This window comes from Neobacillus sp. NPDC093127 (genome assembly GCF_044754175.1).
Taxonomy (GTDB): Bacteria; Bacillota; Bacilli; order Bacillales; family Cytobacillaceae; genus Neobacillus.
This window is the reverse complement of record NZ_JBIVOP010000034.1, coordinates 1-25,254: the sequence shown is the minus strand read 5'-3', so window position 1 is coordinate 25,254 and position 25,254 is coordinate 1. Positions and strand designations below refer to the sequence as shown.

22 protein-coding genes and 2 pseudogenes are annotated in these 25,254 nt (G+C 36.1%); 16 read left to right on the top strand and 8 right to left on the bottom strand.

What is annotated here, in order from left to right; translation table 11 throughout:
- The first annotated feature begins 20 nt into the window (after positions 1-20).
- Positions 21-662, top strand: a complete 642-nt coding sequence (locus ACIQCO_RS26810) for a GIY-YIG nuclease family protein (RefSeq protein WP_400435084.1) — start codon at positions 21-23, stop codon at positions 660-662.
- Between the two features lie 349 nt (positions 663-1,011).
- On the opposite strand, the gene ACIQCO_RS26805 is transcribed toward ACIQCO_RS26810, so the two are convergent.
- Positions 1,012-1,680: a hypothetical protein gene (locus ACIQCO_RS26805; protein WP_400435082.1), complete on the bottom strand. Its 669-nt coding sequence runs from the start codon at positions 1,678-1,680 to the stop codon at positions 1,012-1,014.
- A gap of 881 nt (positions 1,681-2,561) precedes the next feature.
- On the bottom strand, positions 2,562-2,864 hold the full coding sequence (locus ACIQCO_RS26800) for a hypothetical protein (RefSeq protein WP_400435080.1): 303 nt from the start codon (positions 2,862-2,864) through the stop codon (positions 2,562-2,564).
- Between the two features lie 346 nt (positions 2,865-3,210).
- Here ACIQCO_RS26800 and ACIQCO_RS26795 point away from each other — a divergent pair, with 346 nt between their 5' ends.
- From ACIQCO_RS26795 to ACIQCO_RS26765, 7 genes and pseudogenes are all read left to right on the top strand, one after another.
- Positions 3,211-4,893, top strand: coding sequence for a M14 family metallopeptidase (locus ACIQCO_RS26795; protein WP_400435078.1), 1,683 nt, complete (start codon positions 3,211-3,213; stop codon positions 4,891-4,893).
- Positions 4,894-5,141: 248 nt separating this feature from the next.
- Positions 5,142-5,575: pseudogene (locus ACIQCO_RS26790) on the top strand (redoxin domain-containing protein); the annotation flags it as partial.
- Between the two features lie 885 nt (positions 5,576-6,460).
- Positions 6,461-8,533 (top strand): BglG family transcription antiterminator, encoded by a 2,073-nt coding sequence (locus ACIQCO_RS26785; RefSeq protein WP_400435076.1) that lies wholly within the window; start codon positions 6,461-6,463, stop codon positions 8,531-8,533.
- Positions 8,534-8,555: 22 nt separating this feature from the next.
- Positions 8,556-8,840 carry a PTS sugar transporter subunit IIB gene (locus tag ACIQCO_RS26780; protein WP_400435074.1) on the top strand — a complete coding sequence of 95 codons (285 nt, stop codon included), beginning with the start codon at positions 8,556-8,558 and terminating at the stop codon, positions 8,838-8,840.
- A 66-nt stretch (positions 8,841-8,906) separates the two neighbouring features.
- Positions 8,907-10,298, top strand: a complete 1,392-nt coding sequence (locus ACIQCO_RS26775) for a PTS ascorbate transporter subunit IIC (protein ID WP_400435072.1) — start codon at positions 8,907-8,909, stop codon at positions 10,296-10,298.
- 14 nt (positions 10,299-10,312) lie between these two features.
- Positions 10,313-11,023 carry a transaldolase gene (locus ACIQCO_RS26770; RefSeq protein WP_400435070.1) on the top strand — a complete coding sequence of 237 codons (711 nt, stop codon included), beginning with the start codon at positions 10,313-10,315 and terminating at the stop codon, positions 11,021-11,023.
- Between the two features lie 255 nt (positions 11,024-11,278).
- Entirely contained in the window at positions 11,279-11,473 is a 195-nt protein-coding gene (locus tag ACIQCO_RS26765; RefSeq protein ID WP_400435068.1) for a hypothetical protein, read from the top strand.
- A 1,127-nt stretch (positions 11,474-12,600) separates the two neighbouring features.
- Here the strand turns inward: ACIQCO_RS26765 and ACIQCO_RS26760 are convergent.
- From ACIQCO_RS26760 to ACIQCO_RS26745, 4 genes are all read right to left on the bottom strand, one after another.
- The gene (locus ACIQCO_RS26760; RefSeq protein WP_400435066.1) at positions 12,601-12,795 is read right to left on the bottom strand and encodes a hypothetical protein; all 195 of its coding nucleotides are present in this window, start codon (positions 12,793-12,795) and stop codon (positions 12,601-12,603) included.
- A gap of 137 nt (positions 12,796-12,932) precedes the next feature.
- Positions 12,933-13,070 carry a hypothetical protein gene (locus ACIQCO_RS26755; RefSeq protein ID WP_400435064.1) on the bottom strand — a complete coding sequence of 46 codons (138 nt, stop codon included), beginning with the start codon at positions 13,068-13,070 and terminating at the stop codon, positions 12,933-12,935.
- An 80-nt stretch (positions 13,071-13,150) separates the two neighbouring features.
- Positions 13,151-13,585, bottom strand: coding sequence for a YhfM domain-containing protein (locus ACIQCO_RS26750; RefSeq protein WP_483874180.1), 435 nt, complete (start codon positions 13,583-13,585; stop codon positions 13,151-13,153).
- Between the two features lie 79 nt (positions 13,586-13,664).
- Positions 13,665-13,871 carry a helix-turn-helix domain-containing protein gene (locus ACIQCO_RS26745; RefSeq protein ID WP_400435060.1) on the bottom strand — a complete coding sequence of 69 codons (207 nt, stop codon included), beginning with the start codon at positions 13,869-13,871 and terminating at the stop codon, positions 13,665-13,667.
- Positions 13,872-14,153: 282 nt separating this feature from the next.
- On the opposite strand from ACIQCO_RS26745, the gene ACIQCO_RS26740 reads away from it, so the two are divergent.
- The 6 genes and pseudogenes from ACIQCO_RS26740 (at position 14,154) to ACIQCO_RS26715 (ending at position 19,450) form a co-directional block, all read left to right on the top strand.
- Positions 14,154-15,050: a hypothetical protein gene (locus tag ACIQCO_RS26740; RefSeq protein WP_400435058.1), complete on the top strand. Its 897-nt coding sequence runs from the start codon at positions 14,154-14,156 to the stop codon at positions 15,048-15,050.
- 168 nt (positions 15,051-15,218) lie between these two features.
- A pseudogene (locus ACIQCO_RS26735) lies at positions 15,219-15,416 on the top strand (ArpU family phage packaging/lysis transcriptional regulator); the annotation flags it as partial.
- 156 nt (positions 15,417-15,572) lie between these two features.
- Positions 15,573-16,193, top strand: coding sequence for a hypothetical protein (locus ACIQCO_RS26730; protein ID WP_400435056.1), 621 nt, complete (start codon positions 15,573-15,575; stop codon positions 16,191-16,193).
- A gap of 11 nt (positions 16,194-16,204) precedes the next feature.
- On the top strand, positions 16,205-17,023 hold the full coding sequence (locus tag ACIQCO_RS26725) for a hypothetical protein (protein ID WP_400435054.1): 819 nt from the start codon (positions 16,205-16,207) through the stop codon (positions 17,021-17,023).
- Positions 17,024-17,377: 354 nt separating this feature from the next.
- The gene (locus ACIQCO_RS26720; RefSeq protein ID WP_400435052.1) at positions 17,378-18,355 is read left to right on the top strand and encodes a hypothetical protein; all 978 of its coding nucleotides are present in this window, start codon (positions 17,378-17,380) and stop codon (positions 18,353-18,355) included.
- A gap of 843 nt (positions 18,356-19,198) precedes the next feature.
- A complete protein-coding gene (locus ACIQCO_RS26715) occupies positions 19,199-19,450 on the top strand; it encodes a hypothetical protein (protein WP_400435051.1) in 252 nt (83 codons plus the stop codon).
- 135 nt (positions 19,451-19,585) lie between these two features.
- Here the strand turns inward: ACIQCO_RS26715 and ACIQCO_RS26710 are convergent, their stop codons facing one another.
- Complete coding sequence (locus ACIQCO_RS26710; protein WP_400435049.1) at positions 19,586-19,876, bottom strand: hypothetical protein; 291 nt, start codon at positions 19,874-19,876, stop codon at positions 19,586-19,588.
- A gap of 1,603 nt (positions 19,877-21,479) precedes the next feature.
- Entirely contained in the window at positions 21,480-22,247 is a 768-nt protein-coding gene (locus ACIQCO_RS26705; RefSeq protein WP_400435047.1) for a SurA N-terminal domain-containing protein, read from the bottom strand.
- Between the two features lie 1,046 nt (positions 22,248-23,293).
- Between ACIQCO_RS26705 and ACIQCO_RS26700 the strand changes: the two genes are divergently transcribed.
- Together ACIQCO_RS26700 and ACIQCO_RS26695 are read left to right on the top strand one after the other, a co-directional pair.
- Positions 23,294-24,301: an alpha/beta fold hydrolase gene (locus tag ACIQCO_RS26700; RefSeq protein WP_400435045.1), complete on the top strand. Its 1,008-nt coding sequence runs from the start codon at positions 23,294-23,296 to the stop codon at positions 24,299-24,301.
- Positions 24,302-24,858: 557 nt separating this feature from the next.
- Entirely contained in the window at positions 24,859-25,152 is a 294-nt protein-coding gene (locus ACIQCO_RS26695; RefSeq protein WP_400435043.1) for a hypothetical protein, read from the top strand.
- Positions 25,153-25,254: the final 102 nt, after the last annotated feature.

Below are 25,254 nucleotides of genomic sequence, written 5' to 3'. Positions count from 1 at the left end.
AAGTGAAGGAGGAGAATTATATGAGCAACGACCTTTTGAGCAAGGGAATCTATGCGATCATTAATAAAGATTTAAATCTGGTCTATATAGGGGAAACACAACGGAACTTTCTTATTCGATGGATTGAGCATCTGATTCGGATTCCATATCATTTAGATAACCTGGGACGGACAAAATTATTTTTGCATAAAGGAACCAAGTTTATTATATTGAAGAAAATGGATGAACCAGGACTAATAAGAAAAGACTTTTTCCGATTTGAACATGAGGCATATGAGTTCTACAAGAAGCGGAACTGGGGAATCGTTTCCACCCATAACTACAATCAGGAAGCGGGAAATGATGATGGGAAGATTAGCGAGGAAAAGGTGCTAGAACGATATCGGAAAGCTGTTAACCATATTGCTTTATTTATATCAACCAAGAATACTAATCATCAGAACGGTGCTTTAATACTGAATACCTTTTACAAACAGATTGATAGAAAATTCAACACAGATGTAAGGGGAAGGGGCGGAAAAAGCGTTCTTCGTTCACTAAAGAAAGAGGAATTAGAATATATTCTGTTGGATGTCTATCCACGGTTTTATCAGAAGAAGCTTCACGTCTTACGAGAAGAATTGAAAACTGTTGTATCACAGCAGCTCTCGCTATTTAAGTAATGCATTTTGATAGAGGGACCAGTGGGTTAGACCCCCACTCAACTTGTGCATATAGACCCTACCCAGCTAAAGTTTAAAATGATATATAATAACACCCGGAACGCCCCTCAGGATTTACACTTAATAAATTGTAATAAATATCCGTACTCGATACATGAGTGATATTATGCCTTAAGGGCATATTTGATGAAACTGATAGGCTAGGTAATTCCGGTGCCTGCTATCAAACAAAGTTTGTCGTAGATTGCTAGGTTTTATAGTTATTGGAGGACGAGGGATAGAAACCTCGTCCTGTGGGGTTCCAATCTGTTAATCAGTTAGGAAGCTTGGGTTCATTCTATTTTGGTATCTATCCAATGTTATTTTCTTCTATTCCATCAGGGTTGGTTCGTATGTATCCCCCACCTTGTTCAGCAGTTAAATGAGTATTGGGGTCTCCATCCCCATCACGCCAATAGCCACTAACCTCTGTGCCATCGGAGCGAACATATCCATTGACATAGTGTGGATCTACATGGTGGACCCCTGGATCAGAATCTATATTGGTGTCTGCAACGTCAGAATCTAGGTCTATTCCATCTGCTTCATCGACTAAATCTACTACTCCGATTGCGAGTGCTCCAACGGCTACCGTCTTTATGATGCCAGCCGCACCTCTTTTTACAGTATTCATATCTCCATCCATAGCTCCACCGATGACATCAACGCCATTTTTTAGCGTGGTCTTGGCAGTCGTATAGACCCCTTTAGCAGTTGTTCCTATTGCATTTCCCATATTAATTAAACCTTCATCGCGTTTGCTCGGATCGTCTTGGATAATCCCCGAAACGGTTCCAACGGCTCCATCCGTAAACGTTCCAACAGTTTCCCCGGCAAATGTAGAAGCTTTTTGTACTCCTCTACCGATATCTTCAATTAAATCTAATCCTGTTAGTTCCCCAACTACTTGAATTGGTCCACCAATCACTATTCCTGCTACTTTACCGGAAAACTTCCCTATATCATGAAATAAACCCACTGTATCCACTCCAACTATACCTATATTTTTCCTATTATTATAGTAAATATTAGGTAAATTGTCATCCGTATTACAAATTTATTGGTAAATTTGTAATGATATATTGGGGTAATATGTTAAAAATATTGGAATATCTTACGGTCATGATAAAATAATCGTAAAAATGTCTTATTTTTCAAAGGATGTGCTACTTTCAATTTAAGGGAGATTATCATGAATTTTATAAGTAGTTGGAAAAGTTATTTTCAATTTATGAAACTGAAGTAGGCGCTATCCAAGGTACCATCCAGAGGTTTTCCTTTGGGTGATATTGTTGTGTAACATATCTGCACAAAATATAACTACTCGCCAGTTCTCGACATGCATTTTAGCGGTTTGAAGGTTTAAATATAGCAATAATGCCCGTCTACGCTACTTTCAATCAAACGTTTATTTAACTGACAAAATTTTAAGCTGCCAAAGCCGTTGAATTCCCAAATAACGGGTTTCGCAAACAATTCAATCAAACGTTTGATTTGTTTTTCAGAAGGAGATTTTATCGAGGAATGTCAATCATTAAGGGCAGATGGTAATAATGCTGGACCGGACTCAGATAATAACCCAACTTTCGCTAATTATTTTTCAAATTATAGCGGGAAATCGTTGATCTCACTGGCTTCTGTAGCCATTTAAATAAACGTTTGTTTAAGTGACAAAATTTTTGTCCGATATACCGCAATAATCCCTATGTGTCGTGGTTTCTAGCAAATTTAAATAAACGTTTGTATGGTTTAACCCATTGAGAAAATTGGTGAACGAACGCAAACTGGAGGGTTATGCATTGTTTCCAGCTAACGTATAGGAATTCCAAATTAATGGCTGTGCTGGCACCTTCCAGTTCTTTAGAAGGTTAAATCATCATCTTGGAAGTCCGATAGACTGTAGCTCTTGTTTTCATTAATGATCGCAAAGTCCCGTTTTGATAGATTGGGGAAATCATTAGGATTGATTTCCCTAACAAAAACGGATAGTAAATAATCGGCTTTTATCCCCCATTTGTTTGTAGTAATGATCCCTTTGTAAAACCATTTAAGCCGATTGACCAGATAATCGGCCGACTTTCCCTTCATAAAATATTCAGTGGTTAGATTGTTCGTATGAGTGAAGTAAACGATAAAATGAATATTGCCATTAAAATGTGACACTTATGCCAAATTTCATTGATTGAACAAGAATAAGATGGGGCTGTCTGAGTTTATTAAATAGGAAATTTCATTTTTTAGATTGGGAACAATTAATTGTAACCGTCACGAATCTAAACAGTGGTTTTTTCTTTCACATCTTTAAAGATGACAATCTTTTAATGAGCCCTTCTACGGATAATCTTTGATACGATAAAAGGTGCTTCTATGCCATTTGTCCAGTTCTATAAAAATAAGATTAGGTTGAAATTCCTGTTTTTTACAGAAGTATACTTTATTCATTTTCATTCCTAACCTTTTGTGTTAGATTTTAAATTATGTAATAATTCTGAATTTAGGAGAGTGTCTAATGAAGAAAGTGCTACGTGTTACTTCCATGGTTGCAGTGCTTACATTTTCGTCTAGTTTGCCTTTTACAGGGGGGATTTTTCAAGAAAAGACATATGCGGCAGAGGTTCAGAGTGAATTTACCCCTTATTATGGGACAGGCCCGAGCTATGTTCAGCCAGAAAATATCGCTCACCTCTTTCCAAAACCAGCTATGCAATTTCAAACACCCGGATTTGAAAAAGGAAAAGTCGCCTTTACTAGTCAGGAAGAAATGATGTCCTTTCTGAAAAAACTAGCAAATAAAAACAAGCATGTTCACCTTGACATCATTGGCCAATCTTTAGAAGGCCGGGAGATCCCTATCATCGTTTTCACGAAGGATAAATTAAAAGAAGTCAAAAACAACAAGAAGAAGCCACTTGTTTGGATTCAAGGACAAATTCACGGCAATGAGCCAGCTGCAAGTGAGTCAAACCTTGTCGTTGCCCAGCTACTAGCTGAAGGGAAACTTGGCGATGTCCTTGATAAAGTGAATGTAGTGATTGTACCGCGGATTAATCCAGATGGCTCATACTATTTTCAGCGGCAAATCGCGACAAATCTCGACGCAAACCGTGATTATATGAAAGTTGAATATCCAGAAGTACAAGCAGTTTATAAAGCTTTTAACGAATATCAGCCTGAGGTTGTTCTTGATGCACATGAATATACGGTCAATTCATCCTTGCTAAAGCCATATGGCGAAAAAGGTTCCGTCACATCCTATGACCTGCTCATCTCTTCGGCCAAAAACTTAAACATCCCGGAACAGGTTCGCAAAGCATCCGATCAGCTTCTCCTTCCTGAAGTTCAAAAGGAACTTGATAAAGAAAAACTCACTCATCACGATTACTATACCCTTAGCACAGATAAAGATGGCAAACTTGTTGCAACGGAAGGCAGCACGGAAACACGCATCGGTCGAAATGCTCTTGGCTTGAAAAATACACTCACTTACTTAATAGAAACTCGTGGTATCAATATCGGGCGTGCAGACTTTGAACGCCGCGTCTACGCTCAAACCATTGCACAGACCAACTTTATTAAGGCAGCAGCCAAAAACGCGCAAACGATTAAAAAGCTAGTGAAAGATGCCCGTGAAGAGGTCATTGGAAAAGGGAAACGCATCAACGATAATGATAAGATTGTGGTTCAAAGCGAAAACAAGCTGATTAAGGATCAAACGCTAGATGTCGTTGATCTGGCAAAAGGAGAAAGAACCGCCATTCCAATTGATTGGGAAGATTCTACAGAGGCATACGCCACACTTGAGCGTGAACGTCCGACGGCTTACATTATGCCTCCAGCCTACCACGATATTGCACGTAAGCTTCAGATTCTCGGCGTCGAGGTGAAGAAGCTCGACAAACCAGTGACTCTTTCCATTGAAAGTTACAAAGTGACAAACAATAAAGTATCTACCACACTTGAAAACGGTCACTATACGAAAGAAGTAACAACTGAGATCTCAACGAAAAACAAGCAATTCCCTAAAGGAAGCTATGTTTTCTCCATGGCGCAAGCAAATGCCAATTTTATCGCTTTAGCTCTTGAACCTGAATCCGTTGATAGCTACGTCACATTTAACTTCATCCCTGTTCAAAAAGGCGATGAGATTCCGATCTATCGTTATATGAAGGAAGATAAGCTTCCTGTGAAATAACCTTTTTTATCATAAAGCTAGTCCTGAATCATAGGACTGGCTTTTTTCATTGATTGGCAACAATTATTTTAAAAATTTAAGTATTATTATTTTTCAAAAAGCAAACTCCATATGATAATAAGTTTTGAAATTAACGAATGATAATTAATATCGATACAAAGTTATTTTTCGTTAATTAAAGTTTTGTCTTTATGTCCAAACTAATAGTTGTTTATCATTTACTAACCATACTAGGAGGAAGATTTATTATGTTTCTAATCGGAAAAGAAATTCTACCATTTAAAGCAAAAGCTTACGATGCTGGTAACGGCGAGTTTATCGGGTTACTGAACAAAGCATGAAAGGACAATGGAGTGTTGTTTGCTTCTATCCTGCAGACTTTACATTCGTGTGCCCGACTGAGCTTGAGGACCTTCAAAACCAATATGTTGAACTTCAAGGTCTTGGAGTTGAAGTGTTCTCAGTTTTAACAGATACACACTTTACACATAAAGCATGGCATGACCATTCAGAAGCGATTGGCAAAATCAATTATGTAATGATCGGTGATCCTTCTCACCAAGTATCTCGCAACTTTGATGTATTAATTGAAGAAGATGGTGTTGCTGATCGCGGAACGTTCATCATCGATCCAGATGGTGTTGTTCAAGCAGTTGAAATTAACGCAGGCGGCATCGGCCGTTAATTCCGGTGCCTGTCACCGCCCGATTTATGTCGAGATTTGTAGAATTTAAGAACCAGAGTAGCGATTTTGTAGCCGAAATCAACTCAATTAAAATGTTATATTACCGTACCTGTCACCACCCGAATTTTGTCCAAGATTGAGAGATTTTTAGAATAGTGTGCTGAAAAGAAACAGTGTGCCAGGCTATCCAAGGTGCCATCCAGAGGCTTTCCTTTGGTTGGTATTGATGTTATAACTACCTGCCAATTCTCGACAAGTTTTTAGCGGTTTGAAGGTTTAAATATAGCAATGGTACCCGCCCAGGCCATTTTCAATCAAACGTTTATTTAACTGACAAAGTTTTTAGCTGCCGAATCGTTTAAATCCTTAAATGACGGGATTCCTGGCCTATTTAATCAAACGATTAATTAGTTTTTCTGTAGGATATTTTGTTAGGGTTTGTTGGTTTGGGAGTGGTTTAGGTAAAAATGACTGAGTGGACCCAGATATAAAGCCAACATTCGTCAATTTTTTTTTGATATGAAGGAAAGAAACATCGATATCTCCAGGAAATACACCAATTTAAACAAACGTTTAATTAACTGACAAAGTTTTTAGCTGCCGAATCGTTTAAATCCTTAAATGACGGGATTCCTGGCCTATTTAATCAAACGATTATTTAGTTTTAATAGAAGGGAATTTTGTTTAGATTTGTCAGTCAGGTGTGCTAAAGGATAAAGCTGAAATGAACCAGTTGTAAAAACGGAAATAAGCGGCATATGCCTCTTCACCCTGCTGCCGACTTAACCCAATTGTGGACAATGGAATGAACTAAATTTGGACCAAATGGAAGCGCTCCCATTGTTTTAATGAGCTATAATTGGAACAAGGGGGAGGTAAACAATGTTAGATGAGCGCGCCGCTAATTTATTTAAACTGATACTATCTAGTCCACTTATTACAATGAAACAACTTGAGACACAAACAAATTCTTCAAGACGCCAGGTGAATTATGATCTGCAAAAGATAAATGAATGGTTATTAGAGCAGGATTTCCCCCTTATTACAAATAAACGTGCACATGGACTAATAGTACATGAAAAAGTTAGACAGCAAGCACTAACTTCATTTCCTAATGTGAAAGTACAGGAGTATTCACCTTCCCACGAAGTGAGAATCTGCTTGATTTTGATTCAATTATTTATTAAATCTGAATACTTATCTGTAAGCCATCTGACAGACTCTTTAAAGATTAGTAGAAATACAGTCCTAACCAGCATTAAGAATGCTGGCAAAACCGCAAATAATTATAGGGTTTCCCTCCATTATAACAGGCAAGAAGGCTACCATTTATCTGGTGATGAAACGGATATCCGATCGTTGTTGGTGAAAAGCATCTCTAGAGTTGTCCAACAGACAAATGGGATGAACCTCCTCGCTGTATTATATGATGAACGGGAAGGGAAAGGGGCTTTTAAAAGACGGTTAAAAAATGTATCTGTTTCTCTAAGTAATATTGAAGAGCATCTTAATGTTGCCTTTGTAGAAGAAAAGATGAGAGAGATGTCAGCGTTTTTAACCATACTTTTTATTCGGATTCAAGGAAATCATCCTATCTCCTTTCCTGTGGAAGTGATACAAACAATAAAGGAAACTGCTGATTATAACGCTGTAATTGAACTGACACGTGATTTACAGATTGAAGTTACAGAAGCGGAAATCACCTATATAACGATCCAACTTCTGGGATTGAACCTTCGTTATGATCATCATTTTTATCAAAGACATACAGATAACGATCTTTATAACTTAATTGATGAGATTCTCTCGGAATTTGAATTGCTGGCGTGTGTGGAATTTACGGATCGTGAACAAGCGAAGAATTCATTGGTTATGCATTTAAAGCCCGCTTATTACCGGTTGATCTTTAATATTCCGATTTCGAATCCATATTTAGAGAAAATTAAAGAGGAACACTTTGACCTTTTCATTCTAGTTAAAAAGTCATTAAAGAAGCTTGAAGAACTGGTGATGGCCCCTATTTCCGATGATGAGGTTGGGTATGTCACCTTACACTTTGGGTCATTCCTGCATGAAAAAGGTTTGCCATTTAGGAGAAAAACGGCTATTATCGTCTGCCCTAATGGATTAGGTACATCTAATATGCTGAAACGGCAGATTGAAAAATTAGTACCAGAAATTGAAATAGAAAGAGTTATTTCCATGCGGGAATACGATTACAGCAAAGAAGCTGATATTGATATCGTTTTTTCAACAGTCATGATCCAAACGACAAAGCCAATTATTATTGTACATCCTATTTTGACCTCATTGGATAAAGTCAATATTATTCAAGGTGTTGATTTCATCCTACACGGAATGAAATCGGTTAATCCGAGTGTGAACAATTTAATGCAAGTAATTAAATTATTCACTACAGTACATGATGAAAAAGGGCTTTATGCAACGATTACTAAACTATTAGTTGGAACAAAGGCTGAGAGGATTGAGAGGTATAAGCCCGTGCTAAAAGAACTTCTAACAAAAGAGATGATCCAGTTAACTGAAAGCGTTGAGAGTTGGGAAGACGCAATCCAGCTTGCGGCACAACCACTTTTGGATGTGCAAGCAATTGAACAAAATTATACTGAAGCAATGATTGACAATGTCAAAAAACTGGGTGCATATATTGTTCTGGCTCCCAATGTAGCCATTCCGCACGCACGCCCAGAGGAGGGTGTTAGAAAACTTGGAATGAGCTTGTTGAAAATTGATAAATCCGTTTCGTTTAGTAAGGGGAATCCCGATAAAGATGTGAACCTAGTCATCGTTTTAGCAGCAATAGATAATCAAACCCATCTAAGGGCTTTGAGTCAGTTGACAGAACTGCTTGAAGAAGAAACGAATATTGTGGAAATGATTGCAGCGAAGAATTCTGAATCAATTATTTCTTTAATTGAACGTTATAGTAAATAATATAAAAGGTGGTAGAGTTCAAATGTTGAAGATTGTAACAGTATGCGGAAATGGAATCGGCAGCAGTTTAATGTTAAAAATGAAAATTGAAGAAATTTGTTCAGAAAACGGGATTAAGGCTGTGGTAGAGTCGTCTGACTTTAATGCGGCAAAAGGCCGCCAATGCGATTTAATTGTAACGATCAGTGAATTAGCTGCGCAATTTGATAAAAGTCAACGGGTTGCCGTTACAAGAAGCTATATCAATAAGAAGAAAATTCAAGAAGATACTTTAGAAATATTAAAAGAACTGAACCAACAGAAGTAGTATTTATCTAATTTTTTTGTAATCTAAATTCAGAATAATCAAATTTATGTAAAAGGAGCATTCATTATGAGTTTTCTTACAGCCTTACTTGAATTCTTGAAGGATGTATTGTCCCAGCCGGCGCTTTTACTCGGTATTATGGCTTTGGTAGGTTTAGTCGCTTTAAAGAGCCCAGGTCATAAAATATTTACGGGTACTTTAGGTCCCATTCTTGGCTATATTATGTTGGGAGCAGGTGCAGATTTTATCGTTTCTAACTTAACTCCCCTTGGAAAGATGATTGAAAAGGGATTTCATATTCAGGGAGTCGTGCCGAATAATGAGGCCGTAGTAGCCACTGCTCAAAAAATCCTTGGTGTGGAAACGATGTCGATCTTAGTGCTCGGATTGGTTCTAAATATTGTTTTCGCTCGTTTTACCAAATATAAGTATGTATTTTTAACTGGACATCATAGTTTCTTCATGGCTTGTTTATTATCCGCTGTCTTAGGTGCATCTGGATTAACTGGGACATTACTGATCGTGATTGGCGGATTTATCTTAGGTGCATGGAGTGCAATATCTCCTGCAATTGGTCAAAAATATACCTTAAAAGTGACTGACGGTGATGAAGTTGCCATGGGCCACTTTGGAAGTTTAGGGTATTATTTATCCGCATGGGTAGGGAGTAAGGTTGGGAATCCAGAAAATAGTACAGAAAAGTTGAATATTCCAGAAAAATGGGGTTTTTTGAGGAATACTACAATTTCTACAGCATTAACAATGATTGTGTTTTATTTGGTGGCTGCTATCGCTGCAGGACCAACATTTGTTTCCACATTATCCGGAGACATGTCACCTTACTTATTCGCAATAATGGCTGGTTTAAAGTTTGCGATTGGAGTTGCCATTGTGTACTCAGGAGTACGGATGATTCTTGCCGATTTAATTCCTGCTTTCCAAGGAATTGCGACAAAGATTATTCCAAATGCCATACCGGCTGTCGACTGTGCAGTATTTTTCACTTATGCCCAAACGGCTGTTATTATCGGCTTTGTATGTAGTTTTATTGGTGGAATCATTGGAATGCTTGTTTTGGGAGTTGCTGGTGGGGTGTTAATTATCCCGGGTCTTGTCCCGCACTTTTTCTGTGGTGCAACAGCAGGAATCTACGGAAATGCAACTGGCGGACGTAGGGGGGCAATCATCGGATCATTTGTTAACGGCCTTGCCCTTGCTTTCCTTCCAGCGTTATTATTGCCTGTTTTAGGTGAATTAGGTTTTGCCAATACCACTTTCGGTGACGTTGACTTTACTGTACTAGGAATTCTGATAGGGCAGGCTGGAAATTTCTTTAGTACTACCGGGGTCTATGCCATTGTTGCTGCGTTAGTATTAGTATTGTTTATTCCAAATTTCATTAAGACTAAATCAGTTACAATCAATAATTATGAAGATACTAATCAAATTTCTAAGTAAGGTGGTTGTGTATTATGGAAAACTTGAAAATTAAAATTTTTGCTGATGGTGCCGTATTGAAAGATATGATAAAGGCATATCAATTAGGAATAATCAAAGGATTTACAACTAATCCTTCCCTAATGAAACAGGCTGGAATTAAGAACTATGAAGAGTTTTCCAGGGAAGTCTTAAAGTATATACCTGATAGGCCCATTTCGTTTGAAGTATTTTCGGATGATTTTGTAGTAATGGAGGAAGAGGCTAAAAGGATTGCAAGCTGGGGAGAAAATGTTTATATTAAAATTCCTATTACCAATTCCAAAGGAGAGTCTTCCATTCCATTAATTAAGAAGTTATCAGCATTAGGATTTTCTCTCAATATAACTGCAATCTTAACTCTTAATCAGGTTCGTGAAGTGGTTGATACCTTTGTTGAAGGAACCAATAATGTGGTTTCCGTTTTTGCTGGTAGAATTGCCGATTCTGGGGTAGATCCCGTTCCTTTAATGAAAGAAGCTGCAGCAATTTGTCATGAAAAAGCAGGGACGGAACTGCTTTGGGCAAGTCCGAGAGAGCTATTAAATATATTTCAAGCTGAGGAATGCCAATGTGATATTATCACATGCACTCCTGCTATCCTTGATAAAATTTCTAATGTCGGTAAAAATCTCGAACAAATATCTCTAGAAACCGTGCAGATGTTTAATAGGGATATTCAAGCATTAGGGTATTCGATTGTATAGTGGATTTCCGAATCTTTAGGCGTTTAGACCAACTTGCATTGCATAATAAGAGTTAATGAATCATCCACCCATGGATTTAATAGATTTAATTAAATTCTTATAAGTAAGTGAGAGTCGATCATTTCTAATTGAATTGGCCGACTCTTTTTTGAATTATAAGCAATATAATTCTGGTCACCACCCGACTTTAACATCCTAAATGAAGGATTTTCTCCTTTCCTGTCGAATAGTAATAAAAGGAAGGAGGTGCCAATAATGGATATTACAAAATTTATTATGGTCAAATCCTCTATTGAAATGCCAAAAGAACAAGTCATCCACGATTTAGCTTTACTTATGGTAAAATCAAAAATGGAAACTGGTTCGATCAAGAATCATATCGATATTTTGGCAACTTATGCTTCTGAAGTTCATTTTATGAAAAGAATTGTAGAAGATTACATTGATTAATTATACCTTTTAAACATCCCGACTGTTAATCAGCCGGGTTTTTTTATTGTTTTAAATCAAATTTTATGCAGTTAAGGAATCCATGACTTTAATAAACATTAGTTTTTTTGTATTTTTCATAAAGGTATTGAAATCCATATAACAAAAAGGCCTTATAAAAAAATATAGGAAGAATTGAAATTTGTTAAATTGAACTAATTTATATAGTTTTATTTTTGTAAATAACCTGGTAATTGGAGATACATGGCCAATAGCAATTAAGATAATAAACTTTTTAAAGTTTCCGTTTGCAAAATTTAATGTCCATAAAGACATCATCAGCATTGGACCAATAAGAAAAGGAAATTCATTTTGAATAAAGGACTTTGGTCTGTAATCCCGGTGCCTGTCACCAACCGAAATTTGCCGAAGATTGATAGATTATTAGGATAGTGTGCTGAAAAGAAACAGGGCGCCAGGCATTATCCAAGATACCATCCAGAGGTTTTCCTTTGGGTGGTATTGATATTTAACCTATCTGCCCAAAATATTCCTACTTGCCAGTTCTCGACATGCTTTTTATCCAGTTGGAGAGGAAAATCCAGCATTGGAGCGCTCTTAAGCCATTTTCAATCAAACGTTTATTTAACTGACAAAATTTTTAGCAGCCAAAGTAGTAGAGTCCCTAAATAGCGGGTTTCGCGATCAATTTAATCAAACGTTTGATTTGTTTTTCAGAAGGGGATTTTATCGAGGAATGTCATTCCTTGAGGGCAGATGGTAATCAGGCTGGACAGGATTCAGACAATAAACCAACTTTCGCTAATTTTTTTTCAAATTATAGCGGGAAATCGTTGATCTCACTGGCTTCTGCAGCCATTTAAATAAACGTTTGTTTAAGTGACAAAATTTTTGTCCGCTTAACCGCAATAATCCCTATGTGTTGCGGTTTCTAGCAAATTTAATTAAACGTTTGTATGGTTTAACCCATTGAGAAAATTGGTGAAAGAACGCAAACTTGTAGGTTTTGCATTTTTTCCAACTGACGTTTAAGAATTCCGGTGCCACTGTCACCGCTCAGATTTTATCGGGAAAAAAGGGTCAGTCCGCCGCCGCTTTAATGCATCGGGGACTGACTCCAAATTTAATCATTTAGTGCTTGGGGTTAGTAATAGTTTTTTTGCCTTTTTTGCAGCTTCTTTAGGAGTACGGCCATATTCAATAACCATTCTGTTACCAGAGCGTGCCATGACCTTAATCCCTTTGATTTTGCTTTTATGGATGTAAAAAACACGATACAATACTCCATCCTCTTCATACTCGTATCCTGTCGGTCCTTTCATTCACTCACGACCTTTTTAATTGATACTGATTAAATTCTTCAACATTATGAAAAACCCTTGTGAATATTTTGTTAACGATGTTGCTGATCTACTTCTGAATCATTTGGTACAGTCTTTGATGCAATCTACTTGGATTCCTAAAACTCGGTGTCATTGTTTTTATCATATTTTCGCAGATAATCTTCTAATAATCCTCGTTCTTCTATTTCTTTTAGGCTGTTTTCGTATAGATTGTTGCTTTCTTGACCGATATCATACGGTCGGGCGGCGTTCAATTATGTGGGCAAATTAAACAACAATTGAATTACTTAGAAATGCATAATGAAGGACTTCTATTTCGAGGTCGAATAAAATATTATTGACCAGATAATTTTTCGCCTGTAATTATTTCAAATAGGTCTGCGGACTTATCCTTGTCTAATTGAATATATCTGCTCGCAGCGTCTATTACGAGTTCCACTTTATCTTTATTTGGGCTTATCCAAAGTTCATATAAATCAATTTTTTCCTGCTTTATTTTTGGATTAGTAAAGTGGAAACTAAATTGGTAATCAGCAGGGCGAACCATATCTACTTTTGCGTTTTGCCAATCAATATCGTCTAATATTTCTTTTACCTTTTGAACTTGCTCATTTTTGGTAATTTCATTAAAGTCTTCGTATTTAATTTCATCACCAATACGCTTTTGAACTTCAATGATTTGCTCTTCATGTTCTTTTACATTTGAACAACCCACTATAAAAATTGAAATGAAACCTATAAAGGCAATTAAACATTTTATATTTTTCAAAATTATCTCCCCTTTATACAATAAGACGTTTTTCATTTATAAAAGTCTCGAATTTATCCTCTTTAAGATAAAATATCTATTAGCAACAATCTTTTAGAAAACAGCCTTCTTTTAAAAGTTCATAACCATTCATATCTAATTCGTTTGCAATTTTTACTAATAGAGGTAAACTGGGCAGGTTTTTGTCTGTTTCAATATTGCTTATAGCTTTTCTTGTTAGGTTGCAGTTAAATGCCAGCTCATCTTGCATTAAATTTTTAGTACGTCTTTTCTGTTCTATTAGCATACCTACAAAATAGTAGAGGACAGTTGAGGAATGTCAGATTCTGGAACGGAAATGCTTTTTCACGAAGGAAAGCAGAAGAACGGTACCTGTGCTTAAATTGATAGGAAAACTGACCATAAATGCAAAAATCGCCTTCAAAAATCACTTTTGAAGGCCAAAATAAGGTTTTTGGTTAAAAAACGCTGCCAAAAGTGATTTTGAGGCGTTCGATTCTTTCTGTAAAACCCGATATCGTAGAGGTGCCGAACGAGGCAACAAGCGGTGAAAGGGTGGCGCAACACGTTGAATTTGAAATCAGGCAGTATTGATGGGTTTGAACAGTATTCGCAATTTGAAAGTTTGAAAGAGTTTAATTGTCATATGGAAAAGTGGCTGCTGGAGCACAAGGCTGATTTTTCAAAAGGGGAGCTGGTCGGTTTAAAGCGGCTGGTTCGTTTTGCTGCGAAAATTCCTGGTGTATGCAATGCCAAAATCGGCACGGTCTTAAAAGCGATTCATGATGAATACCACGATAACGGTATTTCCCGTTCTACGTTTAAACGGATGATCGGGAAGTCGAAAGATTTAGGGATTTTCGCTGTTTATGAAACCGAACGGAAAAATGGTTCGCAGTCCAGTAATCTTTATGTATTTAATCGTTTTCCCTTAAGTGAACCACCCAAACAGGAAACATTGAACCCCCTAAATGAAACTACTAATCTTTTAAAAACTGAAAAAGATCAAAAGATAAAAAAACGTAAAGAAGAACCGTCTGAATTAGATCACACCTTCGTGAGCAACCGAGTTCCACAGGACTTTGTCCAATTCGTTAAATGCTTCTTCGATGAGGCCAAATTAATCGAAGACTATTGGCGTATGGTTCATATCATCGCGTTTGACTATAAACTTCACGAAGAAACGGATGTCATCGTTGGTATCGCCATTGATGCCTTCAAACAATTAATCAGAAAACTGAAATTCACAAAAGCCGTCAAAAAGCCGATTGCCTACTTTTATGGCATCTTAAGCAAGAAGTTCTATCGCTATTATGATGAGTGGTTATATGAAAGGCGCAATGAAGATCAACCCCATCTTTATACGATTAATGGAGAAATCTTTGAGTGGGATTGGCTGCACGGGGGAAGCCCGAGGACGGTGGGACAGGCTCCTTGTCCCGGAACACTCCTAGAGGATATATAGCCAATAGCCTCTTTGGATATTGACCGAAGTTCAATCCTTAACAAAATTCGGATACACAGAGACCGATAATATTTGAAATAATCTGTTTGGTGCCTGTCGCATCAGATTTATAAAAGGGCAAGGGAATAGGAAACTCCATCCCGACTTTTGGATTAGAACCTACTTGTTCAAGCTGTTAACAGGTTAGCATTCAAAGAAAGAGAACTAATAATTAAAAGGTACCTAGATGATGAGGAGGTATTTGATTATGAGATATTTAATGAAATTGGTTATAGTGAAAGAAAGTATTATCGATTAAAGGCTAGAATATTTTATAAGCTTGCTTTTCTTTTGAAAATTGAAGTTTATAAAAGTAAAGAAGAGTAATCATAGGGGTGCCTTGCCCTATTGAAAAATAATAAAATAATATTAGTGTTAAAAAAACAAATTGTCGATATTTGTCGAAAGAAATACAAAGGGAAATTTAGCCATAGTGTCAAATTAAGTAGTATAATTTACTCTGGTTAGTCGGAGGTGTAAAAAATGTCAAAAGATTTTTATTCACCATTTGTTCTTACAATTCGGATAGAAAGTCCAAAATGGACATATTCTACATTGAATCATTCAATTCTTCCAAAGATAAAAGATAATTTCAATTTTGAAGAATTGGAGATAAAATCGAATGAAGTGAAGTTTAGTGATGGTTACCCTATTATATTTTGTAATATAGATAAAGTGGGTGTTCAGATCTGTACTGCATTAAAAGGTGATGATTATTTTAGGATTGTTAGCAAATTATTAAGTGAGTTAGATGTATTTGCCTGTGGTGAAATTTATTTAAGTTCGATTGAACTAATAAGTTTCTTAGAGTTCAAGGATAATAATGAAGTTGTAGAATTTTTTACTTTGAATTCTAATGAAGATAAATTTGGGAAAATAGTTAAATCTGATTTTGCTTTTGAAATTATCAAAAATAATAAACATATCAGATTAGAAGCATTGTATGGTGATACAAATTCTTATTTGGTTATTAAGCTTATAACACCAATAAGTTTTAATGGAAAACAAGAACTAAATAAAGTTTTAGAAAAGAGCAAAAAATTCTTATTAAAGGAAAAAAGTGAATTTGTTATAAATAGATTAGGTAGAGTTTCCCATAGGTAGGAGGTGATAATTTGGCAACTGCAGAGAAGAAGTTAAATGATGAGATTTTGATTTATCAAAGTATGGTACGAAAACGTAATAGAGAGCAAAAAGAAGTTGATGAGAATATAAATGAACTTTTGGGAGCTAGTAGAAATCTCTACTGGTCAATTATGGAAGCGCAAGAGAAAAGCGAATCATCCAAAATAATCAGTGAGTATGAAGGTGTTTTTGAAAAAGCCTATGAATATATGGAGTTGTCATCTAAATCCCTTAATACCGAAAAAATCAATTATTCTTCATCTAGACAGAACTCTGAACATATAATTAATCAACCAAATCGAAAGGTTGATAATCGTATGAGGAATTTCTTTGGTGGTTTACCTGTTATTGAATTCCAAGAAATAAAAAGCGCATGGGATAACTTTATAGAAATGCATACCGCTAAAGCCCTAATATTACTTATAGGTAGTATTTTAAATTTATTTTTTGGGGAGTTTAACATCCTCCTTTATGCGTTTCTGTTCTTTTCAATCGCCCATTTTATAATGCGAATTGTTGCAAATAAGTATAAAAACCAAGATGAATATATTGGTAATTTGAAAAATCTTCAACTTTTTTTGTTTTCTTACCTACTCTTAGCAATTGGAAAGGTTTTAAGTGGATTTATGTCATTTAATGGATTGCCTGAAGGGACTTTTTATGCTCTTTATTTGTTATTGGGAATTTATGCTGAATTAAAAGGTTTAGTCAAAAATGCTAAGATTGCACAATTTCCAATCCATCCTATGTTGGACAAAATCATTAATCCAACAAATAATAATAATAATAAAATAGATCCTCCATTTTAAACTCGTTAAAGAAAATAGGCAGACTTTTGGCAGTATATCGACAGTGCATTTTGTTTAAGTCATGCTATTATGGTATTAAATTTATTTTTCAAAGAAGCGTCTTTCCAATCATGGAATGGCGTTTTTTATGTCATAAATTGACGAACGGTAGTATTTATCCATTTATTTTCTTTCACTAATAATTTCAGTGTTGCATGAGAAATATATATCAAGGTTATCAGCGTTTTTGTGAGTTCAACACAATGTAGTTTATAGCGAATTCAATACTGAGGAAAAATAAAAAAATGAATTTTCCCTCTTATTTAATTTTTTTATTGTATTCTAAAAGGAGTGAATATTTGGAGGCGTTTTGAAATGAATTATCATTTTGTTGTTAAAGTATTTGATATTAAAATAAACAATTTATTATCACGAGGGAAAAAAATTGATGAGAATGCACGTATATCAAATGGTGCTCAGAATTATAAAAGGCTATTCGTAAACGAAGCGTTTGTAAATGCGATTGGTATCCTCGAAGCAAGAGCACTAGAAGATTGTACCTATTTTTATGAAATAGGTGAATTCAATCAATTAAAAATTGTTTTCGAAGGAGAATACCCTCCAACTATTTATCTTAATTACCTTATGAGGAAAATGCAGCTATTTTTAAATTCACTCTGGTTAGTTAAAGATAATAGTGTAAACTTGGAGACGGGATATTTACACTTATATCCAAATAAACGTCCTTTTCAAGGTACAATACATAGTAATGCTATTGGATCTTCTCCTACAAATTGCTTTGGAGAATTTAACGAAACAGTTTTTACTACTGAAGAGTTAGAACTAGCGATAAAGTATTACAACATTTTACTAAAAGAGGAAACGGATTTAAAAGATACTGGTGGTGAAAGGTTACCTTCTAGAAATCCTCTAACAAAAGAAAATGGTCGTATAGGAAGAGCATTCTATTTCATGATGTTGGCTCGCTATGAGTCCGTATTACCAATTAAAATAATGAATTATTGTTCAGTATTAGAGTGCTTGTTCACTTCGGATAGTTCTGAAGTGACACATAAGGTTTCTGAAAGATTTGCTCGGTTTATGGGGAATAATTTTGAAGAAAGAAAAATCTTTTTTAAATTAGTAAAGGATTTATATAAAATTAGGTCTAAAGCTGTTCATGGCCAACCCGTAAATTCAACGCCTGAAGACATGAGAAAATTGTTAAAAGAAATTGACAATTCCATAAGAGAAATATTTGTCGGTTACTTTATGAAGGAAGAGAAATACAAAGTTTTTGATGAAAAGCAGGAACAATACGAGAAGTGGTTTAATGAATTAATACTTAATTAGTAAAGTTAATCACTGAAAAAAATATTATTAGGAATTAATTAAGAGTATTCTCTTTATAGATGAAAATCTTAGTTAGTTCCTTTTTTATTTTATATTGAACTTAGGATTGTTTCCGTAATTTACTGTAACGTAATTATAACCACAGTAATGAGCAAGATTAGCAATCAAGCCTATGAATATTTGCTGATAAAGGTTTAATCAATTATAAGATTATGGGTAGAAATATTTATCAAGCCAAAATAACTTCATATGGCACAGTTGAAAATTACTACGCAATAAATATCTTTGATGATTTTGCAAAGGAATGTACTGAAACAAACTCTTCTGGGTGCTGGTGTAATGTTTGGTAGTAGTTATGAATTATCTCTGAATATATAAATAAATATACAATGTTGATGTTTGCGAATTAATGTACTAACGACGCAGGTTACTGCTTTAAAATAGAAATTCCTCTTTACTTTTGCAGGGGAAAATATCACAACTCTAGAAATAAGTATAGATACATAAAAAAGTGGATGGGGTAATGAAATTTGATATGTTCTAAATGCAATAGAGAAAATAACAGCTATATGAAAAAGTGTAAATATTGTGGGCATAGATTTGTTCCTTTATACCAAACAAAACAAGACATAAAATATTGTGAATGTGGTTGTCCAGTTCCACTAACTAATGGAAGAGGATATTGTGTAAATTGCAAAGAAGAGGTACATATTTCTGAGTTATTTTGAAATTTGAGTTTACTGATATTCGTCCCCCAATGATGGTCTTTTTTAATTTTATGGACTAAATTTAATATATCACCGTGAGAAAACTATTACCCATAAATAATATTTGAGGGAAGTCATGAAAATCACAATCGATATTCATATGATTATTAATGGAACCAGAGCTCTTCAAAGCGGCGTATTTCAAGTAAATAGAGAAGTTGATATCCCTAGTGTTGCATACAACTGGATTCGTAGCGTAAGGAGACAAACAGGTTATTATGGGGATGAATCCATGATAGAGAAGGTGGTCTGGAATGCGGACAACAACATAACAGATGAGGTGAAAAAAATAGATGATGCTCCCATAATTGGTCCACATCATCTGTAATGACTACGCTATTAGTTTCATTATTTTCTTTATTGGTTTTTCGAACAACGAAAACACCACATACCCAGGTGATTAAAACCATTGCTTCTAACGAACGTTGACCTATTTTTTCCAAATGGTGTTTTCAATGCAGGGTTATGGTTTGCCATCGTTATAGGTTTTCCATTCATCTTTATACCAGAACATATTGTTTTGAATATAAATATCATCAACCGAAGCGCCTTCTACAACGCCCCACCATTCGATGAATTTTTCAATTATCTTTTCTTCAGTAAAGTACATATGCCAAGTATCAACTAAATCCCATGCTTCTTCATTGGTTATTTCTCTCCCCATACGTTCTTTGCCGAGCTGTTCTATAACTCCTGAAAACGTTGTTTGGTTTCCTGCAATGCGCGTATGTTCATAATCTTCTCTGAATTTCATTAAAACGCTCCCTTTATGACGTTTTATGTTTTTACCTTTTAACCCAAAAAACAATAATGTAGAATTTCTGCATTTACTTTGTTGCTCTTACCTTGATTGTAACTGGCGCAGGGCGATTTTTCAATCTCAATCGAAATGCATATTTCGCTGCATTTGAGCCACCACCGTTCCGCGAACCATTGTACCACCGTCACGCGGAAAACTGAGCCACTGTCGCATAACCCTGTTCGTCCCCCGAGCTATCCCTTTGTGGTAAGCGTGTCCGGACAGCCGTCTACCGAGAGTTTTGGGATGCTTATCGGGTTCAGCGAATGATAAGGCTACACGATATAAGGGTGGCGGCGACACTCTTGTTGAACTTGGAAAGGATAATCCGAATCCCATCTAATTTTAATTCTGTTATATAGTTAGAATCATCGAAAGGATGATCGACTCTTTGAGTCTGGGGTTCGTGTAAAAGTTGATCCCAAAATAACAGGGGAGCCTCAAGTGCTTACAGAATTAGACATTAACATGTCTATGGCTCGAGAATATATAAGTGGTATTGATGATGATTATTAATAAAAAAGATGAACGGCTATTTTCTGTGTTTTAGTTTTTGCGCGTACAATATACTATTCAATAGAAAATGATATTCCACAATCGGCGTGATTACGGAAGACCATAAGTCTAAGTCTTCGGTAGGATTTAGGTTTTTTTCCTTTAAAATCGTTGACGTTTTTCGATTGGTAAATACCTTGACAGCAAGTGGTAAATTTCGTGGCAACTGCTTGTAAAAACCATGGAAGAGATGGTACATTCTTGTGGCTGTAATCAGACTGAGGCCAATTTCAATCAAACATTGGTTGATGTTGAGATAACGGGGAATTAGTCAAAGAATGATTGTTTGTGGAGAAGCTGTCCTTTTAAGAGGATAGACTGCTTATTTTAATAGCATTCAGAACAAATTGCCGACAAGTTTTTTTCCTATTTATTGAATGAAATCCTGATATACAAGGGATTCAAGCGAATTCAATCAAACGTTTATTTAGTTTTTTTGCAGGGGAATATGGTAGGAATTAGTCTGTTAAAGAGGGATATAGTCGGGAAGGCTAGAAATCTGTCATTTTTCAAAAAGGGTTTCGTCAATCTATTTAAAGGTTTAGGCATTCATATGTTTATCTATCAAGGATAATAAGGTTTTTAATCAAACGTTTGATTGGTCATTTCTAATGGAGAAATCAATAGGAATTTGTTGGTGCTGCCGCAAAAAAGGGCCGTCAATTGTATTGGAAGCGGTGGGAGGAGATCCGAGGGAATAGAAAGGTACCTTATAAGTTAACCACCCTGCACCGATAGGAGCAGAGCGGTCCACCCTTAATCGCAGTGAAATAACTCAATCTATGATCTCGCATTCATCCGGTTGGGCAGTTCCTGTATCGATTGGACCACCGCATCTATCTTGGATTCAATCCTGGGCCAGTGGGGTCAGACCCCCACTCAGCTAAAATTTAATGCGGTAGAGCGTGATGGTAAAACGGTGACATATCGGACAGATATAGTGACACTGTAGCCATTAAGGGAGCGACAGCCCCTTGAGCTGTTCATTTTTGAGTGCAACATCTTAAATCTTAATATCAATCTTCGCAGTTTTCTTTAACTCTTCAACCTGCTTAGCGAGTTTTTCCTGCTTTTTTTGCTGTTGGAGAGATTGTTCGATTTGCGGTTTTACCTTTTCAAGCTTAGGAACTTCTTGTCCAGTACTCTTTCCTTGTTCCGCATATTGATCATACGTTTTTTGAATTTCTTCATCGGTTATTTTACCAGCCGGCACTTCTTTCTCAACGTACTGGTTAAGTTTAATATCGTCAGCTATTTGAGTTTCAAGTATTTTCATATCCATGCCGGATTTTTTAAGAGCGGCTTCGAATTCTTTTTCTGTTTTAAACTGTTTTTTCACTTCGTCCAGCTGCTTATTAATATCTGCCTCTGAAACTTTATAGCCTTTTTTATCTGCCTCTTGAAGAAGAAGAGTTTGACCGACTAAGCTGTCAATTATTTGTTTTTTCACTTGCTCTGCAGCTTCTTTAGAAGTCGGATCTTGTCCCATTTGCTGCATTTGTCCTTGTGCAGATGCTAAAGCGCTATTATAGTCGCTTCCTAAAATTTCTTTATCATTCACTTTGGCAACAGTTTTCTTTTCATCTATTTGCTGTGCTTCTAATTTCTTTTGCATTTCTTCCATTTGTTTTTGCTGTTCCTTCTGCTGATGGGTTTCCGCTGTTTTTGCTTTATCATCATTTTTAGCTTCTTTACTTTCTTCATTTCCTCCGCATGCTGCTAAAACAACGGCCATTAGACCGGTTATTAATGTAAACATTATTTTTTTCATAATCGATCTCCTTCCATAAGCTAGAAGTATAATTTTCCCCTAAAAAAAATCATCTAGTGCGCATTATAATGTTAATCTTACGAAAAAGAAACAGTATGGGCTCTTTTTTAATATTTATAACAGGATTGAAACATTTTTAATGATAATGGATGCCTGTAAAAAAACAAATTTCGAAAACGATTAAGCGATTTAAAGCGTCTTAAAGGGAATGCCTTTGGTCAGTGGGGTCAGACCCCACACAGCTCTTGTCCACGTTCAATACTAGATGGTATTTAACCTGAGAAACGTCCCAAGGGACTTCGTGGAATCGTTTATAGTAATAGAATGAAAACCCGTTGCTAGTTTAGGTATTTAATCATCCTACATTCCAAAAAGGATAGCAGCAGTCCAATTAGTTATATACATACGCAATCTTTATATAAGGGGGGCTCGACATGCTTTTCTCTTAAATGGGTGATGAAGAAGGTTGGTGGCACCTTTAACCAAACGTTTGATTAATGTTGAGATATCGGGGATTTAGTCAAAGAATGATCATTTACCTTCCAAAATGTACCCATTCGTGCTTTCATTTGTTGCAAATTATCAAATGTTTTTATTGAAGAGTAAAATTGCACCATGGTATATTTTACCTATAGATAATAAAACATATAACGTGATTAAGGAGGATGTCGTTTTTTTTGCTTTTATAAAAGTTATTCATATAGTAATAATTTCCTAATAGAATTGTACAAAAAGGGTTCTTTAGAAAGTGGTGAGAAACGATGCCAAATCATGTGCTAAGGGATCATTTACGGCTGAAACGGAGGATGGATTTGTGTATTTATTAGTGAGGTTCGATTAAATAATATTTTTGCTTTTCCTAATTGGATTTCAAGCATAATGGCAATGTTGCCTATGATAAAAACGCATGGAAAGAAAAAGAAATAAACATAGTACAACGGGCTAATGATCAAATGGTGCCACTCTTATTTAGAAATTTACATTGATCCAATGTGACGTTTTTTGAATCTATTTTTTGAAAAATTATGGAATTAGGGGTTAACAAGATGATAATTGGGCTTACAGCAGTTGTGTTGGTAGTTCTACTTGGGATCGTGTACGAACGGGTTTCAAGAAATCGGGATGCGCGAAGATCCCTTCCAGGTCAAATGATGGATGTGGATGGCTATCGTCTCCACATGATCGATCGTGGTCAGGGCGGGCCCACAGTCGTCCTGCTTCATGGAGCGGGAGATTCTACTCATTCATGGCTCCATATTTGCAATGAAGTTAGCAAGTTTACCCGCGTGTTTACTTATGACCGCCCAGGGTTGGGATCAAGTGGTCCGGGGCCTGCGCCAAGCCCCGATCATACCATTAGGGAACTTAATAATCTATTAAACAAGGCTGGAATTCCAGGACCATATGTGATTGTCGGTCATTCTTTAGGCGGACTTATTAGCCGGCTCTATGCTTTGGAATATCCCGATAAGGTGGCAGGCTTGGTCTTCTTGGACTCCACCCATGAGTTTTTAAAGGACGATGTTAAATTCAAACAGGGATTCGCCGCCCTCGGCTTGATGCTAAAGATGTTGCGACTTCTTTCTCCGTTTGGAATTCCACGGTTTCTAGGAAACGTGTTAGGTATTGTCCCGATGTTTGGTAACGAGAAGTCGTATTACAAACAGCAAATTAGTTCCGATGAATACAAACAATGGAAAGGAATTATCTACAGCAATATTGCCGGTAATGCTGCTGGAGCAGAATTTAAAGGGGCCTGGTCGCATTTGGACACTGCGGTGAATCAATTGAATAATAGTGCGGAAAAACCTCAGTTTGGAGACCTTCCAATTGTGGTTGTGAACAACCCAGGATATGGTGATACATGGACGGAGATGCAGAGAGAACTTGCTTCCCGCTCCACCAACCATATCCATAAGATTAGTGATCGCAAGGGGCACAGCCTACAGATGCCGCGGCCGGAATTTGTTATTGAAGCCATAAGTCATGTTGTTGAACAGGTACGAAAGAAAGAATACGGTGCCTGTCACGCCCCGAATTTTGTCGAAGATTGATAGGTTTTTATATTTGTAGAAAACGATAGAATAGAGTTGCAACTGAATATTGTTAGGGTGGCTGGTTGTCAATCTTCTTTCTTTTCAGGAAGGAGGTGATAATCATGGAAACATTTCTTGAAATGCTACGGGAAATTCTGAAGGGGGTAATCCGGGAATAAGTAGTTCAGTTTTAAGGTAGAAAAATTAAATTAACAGTACAATTATGAGTCCAATTCTCAAAAGAATAGGACTCTTTATTTTTGTTGATATATCAGTGTTTGTGAGTGAAAAATGTAAAAAATGACACATAAATTAGCATACCAATTAGTAGTTAGACAATGGCTATTGGTCATATGTCAAAAGTCGTGCTAATTTCGTTGTTAATTTTAGGTCGAAAGTTGTTATGATTTAAATAAGGAGGTTGATACGAAGCGAAGTTCATCAAACAGAAGAATACCAACGCTGATAAGGTTGATTGGATGATTTCCGAAAGGTTTTAAACCATCGTTAAGGACTATGTGAATTTATGTTAAAATTAAAACAAGAGATAATATAGAGAAGGTAAGGGGATTGAAGTGAAGAAAGTAATTTTGTTAATTTTATTTTGGTGTATTATTATATTTTCCGTTATAGCACAGATGTCAGACAAATTTATTGATTGGCTGAATCCAAATGCAGTATCTCTTATAGACGAAAGAATGACATATACATTCAATCCTATGTTGATAAATTTCCTTGTTTTATTTTTATTGTGGAAAGTAAGAATTCAAAAGCATTTGTTCCGTTTCTCTTTCTTACTCAATGCAGTTCTTTTTCTATATTTTATTAATTATCAATTTGGGGATATGGGTCTTGGAAAGTTTAGATAAATATTACTGTTTTTGCCGTCCCCAAATGACCGAAAGTTGACGGTGTTGCCTGTCCAGAATTAGTCGGATATAATGTCCATGTATACATATTTCGGAACATTT